The sequence below is a fragment of the uncultured Bacteroides sp. genome (genome assembly GCF_958445495.1).
Classification (GTDB): domain Bacteria; phylum Bacteroidota; class Bacteroidia; order Bacteroidales; family Bacteroidaceae; genus Bacteroides.
Map to the genome: position 1 here is coordinate 84,968 of NZ_CAUCSQ010000015.1, position 14,667 is coordinate 99,634.

A 14,667-nucleotide genomic window follows, 5' to 3' on the forward strand; every position below is an offset into this window, starting at 1 on the left:
CAGTGTGCCATTCTCTTGTATCGAGGGGGATTTAAGGAATAAAAACCGGAAACTAATTGTGTAAAATCAGTTTCCGGCTGCAAAAGTACTTTAAATCCGGTATTTTTGTTCTCTGATACCGTGTTTTTTAACTATGTTTTTTACTTTATTTTGTGATATACAGGAGTCATAATAAAACTTAACTCATAATCCTGATACGGAAGCCTGTATTTTTCCAACGGAATAGCTCCCCAACTGTTAACGCATGCAAGTCCTGTCTGCGCCTTGTCGATGCAGAAGTTGGTGAAGTCTGCTTTTTCCACCTCCGTTGAGTGGCGTTGGTCTTTGCCGGCGCCGTCGTCCAATGACTCGATGGTATAATTCAGTGCGGAAGCGGAGAAAGGCGCGTCAGCTACGAATTGCAGCCCGTTGCCTCCGATATTCAGGAGTCTCCACCAACGGATGTCCGTTTTCGTTCCTGTTTCCTGCGGACGGATGTAAGGATAGAACTGCTCCTCTACCGTTTGGCGGTATCTGCCGATTTTGGCCGCATGATTACGGTCCGCATAGTTTTCTACCGGTCCGCGTCCGTAATATTCTACCTCATTGAATGTGACGGGCATGCGCATCTGCATCCCGAAGCGGAACATTTCGGATACTTTCCGGGTCTTGTCCGCTACCATCTTCTGGGTCACTTTTACTGCCCCCTCATTATTAATAGCATAAGTGAGGAACAGTTTTCCGCCCACTGCCTCCATGTCGTATTCGGCACGGACCACCGCCTGGCCGTTTTCAACCGCATGTTTCAGTGAAACCAGTTTCAGTCCCGGATTTTTCCATACCGCATATCTGTTCTGTAGTCCCGCACCGAAATCATTGTCGGTTGGCGCGCGCCAGAAGTTGGGAGCCAAGACGCTGCCGTCTTCCATCAGTTGCATGCCGTCCACATCGTAGCGGCAGAGATAACCGTCATGTTTGTTGAATTCGAGCGTGAAATCCTCACCGTCAACAATCAGGTAATTGTTGTCATTGTCCCGAATGGCAGGTGTGACGACTGCAATGTTGGAAGCTTGCCGGTTTTCCAGTTTCAGTTCCGGCGCTTTATAATCACGTACGCTTAACTGTTCGTAAGCGACAGTGCTCCCTGCCGACAAGAGGGTTTCAGCGTTTTTGAGCCTGTAGCTGACGTTCAGGAGCAATTCTTTGTTGGGACAGATGTTTTGAGTATTGAAAGGCAGCCGGATTTTTACCGTCTGCTGGGGTGCGGCTTTCAGCTCCGGTACGATGCCTGTCTGTACGGCTTCTCCGTCTGCCAGTAATTGCCATTCCAGATAATAGGCGGACAAGTCACGGAAGAAGTTCTCGTTATATACATTGATTTCCCCTTTGGAAAGGTCGGCGGGAGTAGTCCAGATGTTCTGGTAAAAATAACCTACTTCATAAGCGTGCGGGTTGGGCACACGGTCGGGGCTGATTAGCCCGTTGTCGCAGAAGTTGTTGTCTGATGCATCGTATTTGTTGAAATCGCCTCCGTAGCCGTAGATATCCACTCCGTCCTTGTTTTTCCAATGGCAGGACTGGTCGACGAAGTCCCAGATAAACCCTCCCTGGTATTTCGGATATTTGCGGATGATGTCCCAGTATTCTTTGAATCCTCCCTGCGAATTGCCCATGGCATGCGCATACTCGCATTGGATGAGCGGTTTGTCGATGTTGCCTTCACAATATTTGATACAGCCGTCGTATCCCAGATACATCGGGCAATAGATATCCGTGAATTCATTGGTTCCCGCCTGTTCATACTGTACGGCGCGCGACTTGTCCTCATTTTTAATCCAGGTATAGCATTTCTCGAAATTCGGTCCCATCCCGGCCTCGTTACCCAATGACCAGAAGATGATGGACGGATGGTTGTAACCGCGCTGCACGTTGCGTTGGTTGCGTTCCATGTGGGCCTTCGCATAACTTGGGTTCTTTGCCAGGGTTTTCTCTCCGTAACCCATACCGTGGGATTCGATGTTGGCTTCGGCTACCACGTATAACCCGTACCGGTCGCAAAGGTCGTACCAGCGGTTGTCGTCCGGATAATGGCAGGTGCGCACGGCGTTGATATTGAGTTCCTTCATTACTTTAATGTCTTGTAACATGCGCTCAAGGGAAACCACATAGCCGCCGTCCGGATCTATCTCGTGACGGTCGGCCCCTTTGAAGAGTACCGGTTGTCCGTTCACCAATATTTGTCCGCCTTTCAGTTCAATCTTGCGGAAACCTACTTTCACGGGAATGACTTCGGTGACAGTGTTCCCGTTTTTCAGGGTGGCGGTCAGCGTGTAAAGATTGGGCGTTTCGGCAGTCCATTTGGCAGGATTGGAAACGGAAAGGGTTGTGTTTAGCTTGCCCGAACCTTTCAGGTCTGCGGTAGCTACGCTATTGCCCTGCGCATCTGTCAGCTCCAGAACAACCGTACCGCTTCCTTTCAGGTCGACAGCGATGTCCAACGTACCGTTTTCATACCGGCTGTCCAAATCGGGGGTCACACGGATATCCCGGATATATTTCTTGTCCCGTGTATAGAGATAACAGTCACGCCCTACGCCGGAATAACGGAAAAAGTCCTGGTCTTCCAGGTAACTGCCGTCACACCAGCGGAACACTTGGAAAGCGATGACGTTCTTTCCCGGTTTCAGATACTTCGTCAGGTTGAATTCCGCTTCCAGCTTGCTGTCCTCACTGTAGCCTACGTAACGCCCGTTCACCCAGAGGTACATGTTGGAGGTTACCGAGCCGAAGTGGGCAAGAATCTCCTTGCCTTTCCAATCGGCGGGAAGGGTGATTTCTTTCCGGTAGGAGCCTACATGGTTGTTCTCCACGGGGACGTGCGGGGGATTGTTCTTGAACTGGTTTCTCCAGGCGTATCCCACATTTACGTAAATGGGGTCACCGTAACCGTTTAGTTCCCATACGCCGGGCACTTTGATGTCGTCCCATCCCTTATCGTTAAAATCTGTCCGGTAGAAGTCTGTCGGGCGGGCGTCGGCGTCCCTTACCCAGTTGAATTTCCACAGGCCGTTCAGAGTCATGAAATTCTCGGAATCTTCTTTGATGCCGGCTTTGGCTTCTTCAGCCGATGCATAGGCAAAATAATTGGTGTGCATGGACGAGCGGTTTACGGAATTCACTTCCGGGTCTTGCCACTCGTTGAAATTTTGTGCTTGCGCGGCAGTTGTTAATCCTAATGCAGCCAGGCAGCAAGATAGTAGTAGTTGTTTCTTCATGGGTTTTTATTTTAGGTTTGAATTTCGGGAGTCAAAGATAGGGAATATTTTGATTAGTGAGGGAGAATCATGTGTTTAATGAATATATCTGTCCTTTGATTTTAAATTATTTTTGAACAATCAAGTGAAGCCTGGTAATTTATTCTGCATAATTGAATCTTTTGTAAGAAAATGTAGTACACTTAATCTTAAATATTTTTGAGTATACAGAAAAACAATAGAAGTGATAAATTGCTTTTAATTGTCCGGCAATACTCTAATGATTTTGCATGATATACTCTGTTGTAATGGCTTGTGTTTCATTGTTGTGTACAATTTTGTATTTTATTAGTACAATAATTGTATGTTTAATATTGTTGCAATCGTTTAATTTGCGGCAATTGTTTTAAAAAACTGTTTTTTTAACTTTAAATTTTATTATTATGAATAAACTGACGAGACTAAAAAGATGCAAAAGGTGTATCAGTACATTAATGCTTATGTGTTGTTCGCTATGGATGTGGGGACAGAATACAGTTACAGGAGTTGTATTGGATGAAACCAATCTCGAAGTAATTGGTGCAAATGTAAAAGAAAAGGGAACTTCTAACGGTGCTATTACTGATGTTAATGGTACTTTTCGCTTAAGGGTGAATAATCTTCAAAAAGCTGTTCTGCAAATTTCATTCATGGGATATGAGTCTCAAGAAGTGTCATTGAATGGACGTAACCATCTTAAAATTGTTTTAAAAGAGACTGCAAACGAACTGCAGGAGGTTACCGTTGTAGCTTATGGAACGCAAAAGAAAGAAACTTTAACAGGGGCAATTTCCGCAGTAGGTAATGATGCATTGGTGCGCTCCCCTAATGCGAGTGTAGCTAATACGCTGGCAGGGCAGATAACAGGACTTTCGTCCGTACAGACCAGCGGGCAACCGGGACAGGAAGACCCTAAAGTGTTTATTCGTGGGGTCGGCTCTTTGACGGAAAGCGCTTCTTCTCCTTTGATTTTAGTGGATGGGGTGGAACGCTCTTTTTATCAGATGGATCCTAATGAGATAGAGAGTGTGACAGTTTTGAAGGATGCGTCTGCTACCGCAGTGTTTGGGGTACGTGGAGCAAATGGTGTAATTCTAGTGACTACGCGCCGTGGAAAAGAAGGAAAGGCGAAAATATCGGTAAACTCTTCTGTCGGCATTCAAATGCCTACCCGCATGCTTGAGATGGCAGACAGCTATACATATGCTATGTTAAGAAACGAGATTATTAAGAATGATAATCCCAATGCTACCGAAAATGACATGGTATTTAATAACTATGCATTAGAGCGGTTCAGGCTGAATGATGAACCCATTGTGTATCCGAGTATTGACTGGAGAAAATATCTGTTGAATAAAACCTCTGTACAAACGCAGCATAATTTGAATATTTCCGGAGGGACGAAAGACATACGTTATTTTATATCTTTAGGTTTTTTATATCAGAACGGTCTGTTGAAACAGTTCAAGGGAGTCGGATATGATAATAATTATAAGTATAAGAGATACAATTATCGGGCAAATCTGGATTTTGATGTAACTAAGACTACTATGTTGAAAATCGGTATTGGCGGTATTGTCGGCAACCGTAATGAACCGATGATTAATGATGCGACCAATTCCATCTGGACTTTGATTAATCAGACTACCCCTTTCAGCAGCCCGGGTGTGATAGATGGAAAACTCATAGTCACCCCTGAAGAGCGTTTTGATAATAAAATAAATTTAGGTAACAGCGCTTTGCCCAAATGTTACGGAACGGGCTATTCTACTGCTATCAATAATACAATGAATCTGGATCTTCTGCTAAACCAGAAACTGGATTTTATTACAAAAGGCTTGTCGGTTGAAATAAAGGGGGCCTATAATACGACCTATGGCTTTACTAAAAAACGCAAAGGACAAGTTGAGCAATTTATGCCTTTTTATCAATCTTCTCTAGAGGATCCGTCATTAGGCTATGACTCACCGGATTTCAATAAAAATATCGTTTATAAAATAAAAGGAGAAAACAAAAGTTTGCAATACGACGAAAGTTCTTCTCGGGCAAGAGACTGGTATCTGGAAGCTAGTTTGAGATATAACCGTAAATTCGGTTCTCATAATGTCGGAGGGCTGTTTTTATACAATCAGAGTAAAAAATATTATCCGGCTCAATGGGTGGGAGTACCGTCAGCTTATATCGGTTTTGTCGGACGTTTAACCTATGATTATAAGTCCCGGTATATGGCGGAGATTAATTTTGGCTATAATGGCTCTGAGAATTTTGCTCCAGGTAAGAGATTTGGAGCGTTTCCCGCAGGTTCTGTCGGTTATATCTTGTCAGAAGAGGCATTTATGAAACATCAAAAAATTGTCGATTACTTGAAATTACGTGCATCGGTTGGTTTGGTGGGAAATGACAACCTTGGAAATAATCGTTTCTTGTTTCTTCCGGACTCTTATGACGTGAATTTGAGCGGAGTCGATGCTTGGAATAACAATAAGTATGGATTTAATTTCGGCTATAATAGCAAGGCTCTGATTCTAGGAGCATTAGAAAAACGTCTGGGTAATCCAAACGTGACTTGGGAGACGGCTTTGAAACAGAATTATGGATTGGATGTTCATTTTTTGAAAAGTCGTCTGAAAATTTCTTTGGATTATTTTCTTGAGGAACGTAAAGACATTCTCATTAACCGTAAAACAATACCTTTGTTAACGGGGTTGACCTCTTCCGTTTTACCTGCCGTAAATATGGGAAAAGTAAAAAATCATGGATATGAGGTAGAAGTGAAATGGAATGATAGGATTGGCCAAGTTCAATATAATGTTCAGGCAAATGTTTCTTATTCAAAAAATAAAATAATTTTCCAAGATGAGGTAGAACCCAATGAACCTTATATGTGGCGGACCGGAAATCCGGTAGGAACCCTCTTTGGATATGTAGCCGACGGTTTTTATACAGATACGGATTTCGGAGAGAATGGCAAACTTATAGCCAGCCTGCCAGATCCGGGTGTGACGGTGAAACCGGGTGACGTGAAATACCGAGACCTGAACGGTGATGAAAAAATTACTTCAGATGACCAGACAATCATTGGACATCCTACCCGTCCTGCTTATACATTTGGATTAAACTACGGCATTAATTACAAAGGCTTTTTCCTGACAATGAATTGGACAGGCGCTGCTCAACGTTCGTTGTTGTTGGATGGAGCTTTTAGAGAACCTTTTGGGAACGGCAAGATACGTGGACTAATGCAATTTCATGCAGATACCCGATGGACACCGGAAACCGCAAGTACGGCTACCACTCCCCGGTTTACGGAAACAAATGCTGTTTATAACATGCGTTCATCCTCCCTATGGGTACGGGACGGATCTTATCTGAAACTTAAGAATGTAACGATAGGGTATAATTTTACAGATAAAAAAGTGCTGAAGAAATTAGGTATCCAGCAGTTGGGTATCAAACTAACAGGTTATAACCTGTTGACTTTTGACAAATTTGATATTATGGACCCAGAGTGTAATCCGAATAATGCGGATTCTTATCCTATTATCAAAATATACAATTTAGGTATTAATCTCACTTTCTAATAGTAATGGCAATGAAGAATTATAAAAAATATATAGGCTGCCTTTCTCTTGTTGTGTGGATGCTGACGGGATGTGAAGACCTTAAGTTCGGAGATAAATTTCTGGATAAGCCGATAAGTAACGAACAGAATATAGATTCGGTTTTTAATAAGAAAGTATATGCAGAGCAGGCATTGGCGGAAGCTTATCATTCTTTACCGGATTACCTGCCGATGCAAGGACGTCTGGGATATGGTGTTTTGGAGATGCTTACCGATCTTGGTGATTGGACGAAAAAGGGAGCGCCTAAGTTCTATACGGGAACGATAGATGGAACAAATACCTATTTGGAGCATCTTCCTTATCGGTTGGATGTTGACAAACGAACCATCGGAGTAGGACCGATATATGGTATCCGGAGAGCCTATATTTATATTGAAAATGTAGATAGAGTAACGGATATGAGTGCGGAAGAAAAGGCGATAGGAAAAGCAGAGGCCCAAGTAATAATCGCTTATCATTATTTGCAGATGTTGCGTTATTATGGAGGTATGCCTTGGATAGACCATGCTTATACGGCGGAAGATGCGATGAAATTCCCTCGCATGACAGTTGAAGAAACGATACAGAAGATAGTCGGATTGTTGGATGCTGCTGCTACCGTATTGCCTTGGCAGGTAAATGCGGATAATGACGGGCGGATGACGGCAGCTTCGGCATTGGCTTTAAAGTCCAGAGTACTTCAATTTGCAGCCAGTCCTTTATTTAATTCCGATAAACCTTATATGGAAGGCGATGCCTCTTCTCAATACTTGACATGGTATGGAAACTATTCGGCAGACAGATGGCAGAAAGCATTGGATGCAGGATTGGAGTTTATGAGGGCCAATAAACAGAACTCGGATGCATATCAGCTAGTGAATACAGGCAATCCTCGTGAAGATTTCGCGGCAGGCTATTTCAACCGGTATAATGGCGAGGTACTGATTTCTTCCCGAAGATTTACCACCTATGCTACAGGGAAACTTCCTTTTGCCCAAATACGTTATGGAGTAGCTTCTCCTACGTTGACGTATGTAGATATGTTCCAGATGCAAACGGGAGAAGAATTCGATTGGAACAATCCGGACCATCAGAAATTTCCATTTTTTGATAAAGAAGGAAAGCCCAGAAGAGATATCCGCTTGTATGAAACGGTAGCTGTCAATGGAGATAAATTTAAGGGAGCTCAAAAGGTCCAGATTTATGAAGGCACTAAGCAATCACCTTATAAAGATGGTAGGATGAGCTATAATGGCTTTGCTATGAGAAAATTCATACGGAATTTTAACGATGAAGTGAATGGAAAATTTTATTCATGTCCGTTAATCCGTCTTCCCGAAATATATTTGAATATGGCAGAAGCAATGAATGAGCTGAATAAGGCGGAAGTTCGTGATGAATTTGGGAATACTGCTTATGACTATTTGAATAAAACGAGAATACGTGCTGGTATGCCTCCGATTTTGGCGTCAAATGTTCCGGCAGGTAAGCCGTTGCGTGAGGCTATATTACGTGAAAGGGCCGTAGAGTTTGGTTATGAAGAAGTACGATATTTCGATTTGATACGTTGGAAACGTACGGATATATTTACAGGTCAACGTTCACGTCTGATAATTAAACAGGATGAGAATGAACCGAGTGGATTTTCTTATACCATCTCTTATACGATGGCAGAGATACGTGAGTATGCGAAACCTGAAAAGTGGGATGATAAATATTATTTGTTACCCTTACCTGTAGATGAGATAAACAAGAAATACGGGTTAATCCAGAATCCGGGTTGGTAACAATCGAATTGTTGAATAAAAAGAAAATGATTATGAATAAATTACTTTATATAATAGCTTTCTCGTTGGCATTTGCCACTACGGGAATCGCCCAAAATGATGAAAGGCAAGATAAGGAAGTCGATTTGGGAATCCAGACAACGACGGAATTGCGGAAAACACAGGCTGTTTCTGTTGTCTATTCGGATGAATTGGACAAAAATGCGACTACCAGTCCCTATAACGCCCTATATGGACTATTGCCGGGATTGAGTGTAATGCAAAATACAAGCTGGGGGACAGAAAAATCCCGTTTGAATGTACGGGGGCGAGGTTCTTTGAATGGAGATACCCCTCTGTTTGTCGTAGACGGTTTCGCCCGGCCGATTGAATATATCAACCTTTCTGAAATCGAGTCGATATCTGTACTGAAAGATGGTGCTGCTACCGCCCTTTGGGGAGGTAGAGGAGCTAATGGAGTCGTATTGATAACCACTAAGCGGGGTATGTATAATAAGAAAGACATAAAAGTAGACTATAAATTTGGATTGGGATTACCGGTCAATCAGCCAGAATTCGCAGATGCTTATACTTATGCGAAAGCCCGTAATGAAGCGTTGAGATATGATGGTTTGCAGCCGGATATGGATGAGGCTTCATTTTTGCCGGGAATAAATAGTGACCTTTATCCGAATGTCGATTGGCAAAAAGAAGCTTTGCGCAATCACACGACCAGCCATCAGTTAGATATCACTTTTCGTGGCGGCGGCAAACGGCTTCGTTATTTCAGTGTCTTGAATTATAAGAACGATATGGGATTGTTGAATGATAAATATACCGATTATACAGACCGTTATAACTCTCAGATGAAAAAATATTCCCTCAATCTTCGCATGAATCTGGATGTAGACATAACAGATGCTACAAAGCTGAAGTTGAATATGCTCGGTATGTTACGGGAAAGTAAGCGTCCCACAACGTCGGAAGCCACCTTATTTGAACAAATATTCAATACTCCTTCCGCCGTATTTCCAGTACAGACCCAGAATGGATTTTGGGGAAGTAATAATGTGTTGAAAACGAATCCTATAGCAAATTTGGCAGATGTCGGCTATTATAAACTGAATCAGCGTATGTTACAAGCGGATTTACGGTTAACGCAAGACCTGTCTGTGTTGGCCCGCGGCTTGAGTGCAGAATTGGCTGTCGCTTATGATAATAGCGCGACTTATCAGGAAACAGCCAAGAAAAGCTTTCTATATCAGACAGTAGAGAAAGGTGAAAATGGGCAACCGGTTTATGTAAATTATGGAGATCCCAATGATGAGTTGGCTATTAGCAACAAAGGGCTGGCTAATCAATATATACATGCCAATTTTGAAGCAAAAGTCAATTATCATCGGATTTGGGATAAACACGATTTTGTGGTCAGTACGATGTTTCGTCAGGAGTCGATGACATTGACAGGAGCCAACAACAGCCGATATCGTCAATACATTATCGGAACTGCAGGATATAATTTTGATAACCGTTACTTGTTGGATATCGTAGCCAATTGTTTCGGTAGCAGTGTATTGGGAAAGAATGACAAATATCGTGCATATCCAGCTGTCTCCGCAGCTTGGATACTTTCCAATGAGAATTTCATGAAAAAAAAATCTATAATAAACTATTTGAAACTTCGCGCTTCTTATGGGCGTTCCGGTTATGACATCTATGACTATGACATGGATAAACAATATTGGACGGGCAGTGGAGCCTATTATTTCCAGGACGGAAACACTTCTGCCGGCAGTAGTTTAAAAGAGGGGGTGTTGGCGATGAAACGTTTGGATTTGGAAGTCGCTGATAAATATAATATCGGATTGGATATGAGTTTGTTCGATGGACTGGCCTTTTCCGTGGATGGCTTTTATGACAGACGTACGAATATTTTGGTAGACGGAAGCGGGATGATATCCTCAGCGATAGGAATCACCATTCCTAAGATGAATGCAGGAAAAGTAGAGACAAAAGGAGCTGAATTGTCCGCCATATGGAAGAAAGCACACAAGGATTTTAACTACTATGCCGGAATCAATTTCTCTTATGCCAGAAGTAAAGTCATAGAAAATGGAGAAGGCTACCAGCCGTATGACTATTTGTCTCAAAAAGGTTATCCGATTGGGCAATGCTTTGGTTGGGAAGCTATCGGTTATTTCGAAGATGAAGCGGATATAAAAAGCAGTCCCGTTCAAAAGTTCTCGGAAGTTCGTCCAGGAGACATTAAGTATAGAGACTTAAATGGCGACAAAGTAATTGACAATAATGATCAAAAAGCAATCGGATATTCAACCGCCATGCCAGAAATATATTATGGCATTAGTTTGGGATTTGAATATAAAGGTTTCGGTATTGACGCTTTGTTTCAGGGAGTAGGTCATTATAGCGTGATGTTAAATACCTCAAGCGTGTATTGGCCGTTAAGAAATAATACCAACATTTCCACTTGGTATCTAAACGACAAAATTCGCTGGACAGAAGCCACGAAAGAAGTCGCCAATGTTCCCCGTTTGACAACATTGGATAATGCCAATAATTTTAGGAACAGTACGCAATGGCTGGAAAATGGAAGTTATTTCAAACTCCGTAATCTGAACATCTATTACAATTTCCCCTCTTCATGGGCTAAAAAGGTAAAAATGGAAAAGATTCAAGTATATGCAAGAGCCAATAATCTTTTCTCTTTAGACCATGTAAAATATATGAATTGTGAAGATTTGAATATCAATTATCCGGATATGACTTCTATTTATTTCGGTTTGAATATTAATTTCTAAACTATCAGATAACAATGAAAAAATATATCATATTATGTGCAAGCTTATTACTGTCAGTGTCAGGTTGCAGCTTGCTCGAATTGGATGAATCTACAGGTCTGAATCAGGAAGAAGCTTATTCCTATTTTAATAATGTCAAAGGTCTGGCTACTTATGTATACAGCCAACTTCCCGGAGACCTCGGAGTGTTTGACGGAGCTTTGAGAGAATCGGCGACAGACAATTCCGTCTATATCTGGAGTGACAACAGCGTGCATGATTTTTATAACAACGCATGGAGCCCTAATAATACAGTGGATGATATGTGGTCTAAATGCTATGGAGCCATTCGTTCGGTCAATTCGTTTCTGGAAAACTATTCACAAGAGAGATTGGAACGCTTTCGTTGGAATGATACTTATGAGGAAGATATTTCCAAAGCAACGATGTATCGTGAAGAGTTGCGTGTGCTACGGGCGTTCTTTTTGTTCGAGTTGGCTAAGCGGTATGGTGATATTCCATTACTGACACGTACTTACACCCTGGATGAAATCAACGGAGTGAAGAAGACTTCTTTTAGCGAAGTGATAAAATACATCTGTAATGAATGCGATGATGCAGCTAAAACGTTGCCGGTCAGCCAACAAGACTTTTGGGCCGAGACAGGGCGTGTAACCAAAGGTACGGCATTGGCCCTGAAATCGCGTGCCCTTCTTTATGCGGCAAGTCCGCTACATAATCCCGGTCAGGATTTGGAGAAATGGAAGTATGCTGCTGATGCGGCCTATTCTGTTATCAAAGAGAATTGGTATAGCTTGCCGAAAACGAATGAAGATCCTTTATACGCCAAGAATGGAGGAAATGACGTCTTAAAATCGCCGCAACTGATTTTCGAACGTAGAAATGGAGACAGTTTTGATTTTGAAATGAACAACCTGCCTATCAGTTATGAAAAAGGAAAGACAGGTAATGTACCTACCCAGAACCTGGTAGATGCTTTTCAATTGATTGACGGGACAGACTTTGACTGGGAACAGATGAAACCCGGACAAAATCCGTATGAGAACAGAGATCCGAGATTTTATAAAACAATACTCTGTAATGGAGATACATGGATGAACTCTACCATTCAGTCTTACGAAGGAGGCAAAGACGGAGCCGGAACAGCCGGAGCGACTACAACAGGTTATTATTTAAAGAAATACATGAATGAGACAGTCTCTCTTACTCCTTCCAGCGAGAAAAAGAAACCCCATCATTTTATAATATTCCGTTATGCGGAAATACTTCTGAACTATGCAGAAGCTATGAGTACCTGGAAAAATGCAGATTATACCGATAGTGAACATCCGTTGTCGGCACGTGCGGCGTTGAATCAGGTACGTGCGGCAGCAGATATGCCCGATATCACGACAGACGGTGATGCTTTCGCCGAAAGTCTCCGGCGTGAAAGGCGAGTGGAGCTTGCCTTTGAAGACCATTGGTTTTGGGATATCCGTCGTTGGAAAATCGGTGATAAGACTCGGAATATTTATGGTATCAGGATTACAATTGAAAACGGAACACCCTCTTATAAAAGAGAACTGCTCGAAATACGTAATTGGGAAGATAAGATGTATTTATATCCGATTCCGCAAACAGAGTACTATAAAAATCCGAATTTAGGACAGAATGCAGGTTGGTAAAATAAGATGAAACTGTAGCGGAATCTGATAATCTTCTCATTCCGCTACACAGCTCTTTTGGAAAAGGTAAAAACCTGTTTTTAGTCTGGATAAGAAAATTTTGATTAAACCCTTTCTGTTATTTGGTTTGCCTCCCTCAAGGCATTCATCATGCAACTGTTTTCTTAAAAAATATAAGCAGCGATATCTTCCTGTAAACAGGATAGAATCAAGTCGGCGATACTTCAGATAATAACAAATTAGGATTCGTGGGAAAAAAGACAGAAAGTCTATCGGATTTGTTTATTCCCCGAAATTCCTCCCTTCGTTTTTTAATAAATTAGCTAGAAAGTATAGTATTTATTGAATAAGAACGCTTATTTTTGCAACATGTTGCAATTTGAAAATCCAAAGATAAAACAAATCGTTCGCAGGGCGTTTCCGGTACTGATGCTGGTTGCCGTGCTATATTCTTGTGCCAGTATCGGGCGTCCGGACGGAGGGCCTTATGACGAGACGCCTCCCCGTTTTATCAGCAGTACCCCTGTGGCGGGTGCGTTGAATAATCAGAGGACTAAAGTCTCCCTCTTGTTTGATGAATTTATAAAGTTGGAGAAAGCGACGGAAAAAGTCGTGGTTTCTCCTCCCCAGATACAACAGCCCGAAATCAAAGCTTCCGGAAAAAGGATACAGGTCAACCTGCTTGATTCGTTAAAGCCGAATACCACTTATACGATTGATTTCTCGGATGCCATTGTCGATAACAATGAAGGCAATCCGCTGGGTAACTTTGCGTTCACCTTTTCTACCGGTGCGCAGATAGATACGATGGAGATTTCGGGCACTGTCCTCGATGCTTCCAACCTGGAACCGATTAAGGGGATTTTGGTCGGGCTTCATACCAACCTGAATGATTCGGCTTTTACGAAGTTGCCTTTTGAACGGGTGGCGCGTACCGACAGCCGCGGGCGTTTTACCATTCGCGGTGTAGCTCCCGGTACATATCGCATCTACGGGCTGATGGATGCTGACCAGAACTTTACTTTTAACCAGAAGAGCGAAGTAATCGCTTTTCATGATTCGCTGATTGTTCCTCGTATGGAAGAGCGTACCCGCATGGACACTGCCTGGGTAGACTCATTGACATACGATACGATTGTTGAAAGGAAATACATGCACTATCTGCCGGATGATATTATCCTCCGTGCTTTTAAGGAGTTTAACTACTCGCAATACCTGATTAAGTCCGAACGGCTCATTCCTTGGAAATTTTCTTTTTATTTTGCCGGGGAAGCGGATACTCTGCCGGTCCTGAAAGGTTTGAATTTTGATGAAAGAGAAGCTTTCGTCATCGAGAAGAACCAGCGGAACGATACCATCCATTATTGGGTGAAAGACTCTCTGCTTTTTCAGCAGGATACGCTCGCGATAAGCCTCACTTATCTGTACACGGATACATTGAATCAACTGGTTCCCCGTACGGATACGCTGAACCTGGTTTCAAAGCAGAAGTACAAGAAAGACGAGCCGGAGAAAGAAAAGAAGAAGAAAAAAAAGAAAAACAG

General features: G+C 42.5%; 6 protein-coding genes. 5 read left to right on the plus strand and 1 reads right to left on the minus strand.

Going from position 1 to position 14,667, the window contains the following annotated elements:
* Positions 1 to 140 precede the first annotated feature (140 nt).
* Positions 141 to 3,254: a glycoside hydrolase family 2 TIM barrel-domain containing protein gene (locus Q5076_RS07295; protein ID WP_303012066.1), complete on the minus strand. Its 3,114-nt coding sequence runs from the start codon at positions 3,252 to 3,254 to the stop codon at positions 141 to 143.
* A gap of 473 nt (positions 3,255 to 3,727) precedes the next feature.
* On the opposite strand from Q5076_RS07295, the gene Q5076_RS07300 reads away from it, so the two are divergent.
* From Q5076_RS07300 to Q5076_RS07320, 5 genes are all read left to right on the plus strand, one after another.
* Positions 3,728 to 6,853, plus strand: a complete 3,126-nt coding sequence (locus Q5076_RS07300) for a TonB-dependent receptor (RefSeq protein ID WP_303012079.1) — start codon at positions 3,728 to 3,730, stop codon at positions 6,851 to 6,853.
* Between the two features lie 11 nt (positions 6,854 to 6,864).
* Positions 6,865 to 8,661, plus strand: a complete 1,797-nt coding sequence (locus Q5076_RS07305; protein ID WP_303012067.1) for a RagB/SusD family nutrient uptake outer membrane protein — start codon at positions 6,865 to 6,867, stop codon at positions 8,659 to 8,661.
* 26 nt (positions 8,662 to 8,687) lie between these two features.
* Entirely contained in the window at positions 8,688 to 11,459 is a 2,772-nt protein-coding gene (locus tag Q5076_RS07310; RefSeq protein WP_303012069.1) for a SusC/RagA family TonB-linked outer membrane protein, read from the plus strand.
* Between the two features lie 14 nt (positions 11,460 to 11,473).
* Positions 11,474 to 13,123, plus strand: a complete 1,650-nt coding sequence (locus Q5076_RS07315) for a RagB/SusD family nutrient uptake outer membrane protein (RefSeq protein WP_303012071.1) — start codon at positions 11,474 to 11,476, stop codon at positions 13,121 to 13,123.
* A gap of 369 nt (positions 13,124 to 13,492) precedes the next feature.
* Positions 13,493 to 14,667, plus strand: a 1,175-nt coding sequence (locus Q5076_RS07320) for an Ig-like domain-containing protein (protein ID WP_303012073.1), incomplete at its 3' end; no start/stop codon positions are given.

Coding starts and splice junctions, on each gene's coding strand:
- Q5076_RS07295 (WP_303012066.1), bottom strand. CDS start 3,254: ATGAAGAAACAACTACTACTATCTTGCTGCCTGGCTGCATTAGGATTA.
- Q5076_RS07300 (WP_303012079.1), top strand. CDS start 3,728: ATGCTTATGTGTTGTTCGCTATGGATGTGGGGACAGAATACAGTTACA.
- Q5076_RS07305 (WP_303012067.1), top strand. CDS start 6,865: ATGAAGAATTATAAAAAATATATAGGCTGCCTTTCTCTTGTTGTGTGG.
- Q5076_RS07310 (WP_303012069.1), top strand. CDS start 8,688: ATGATTATGAATAAATTACTTTATATAATAGCTTTCTCGTTGGCATTT.
- Q5076_RS07315 (WP_303012071.1), top strand. CDS start 11,474: ATGAAAAAATATATCATATTATGTGCAAGCTTATTACTGTCAGTGTCA.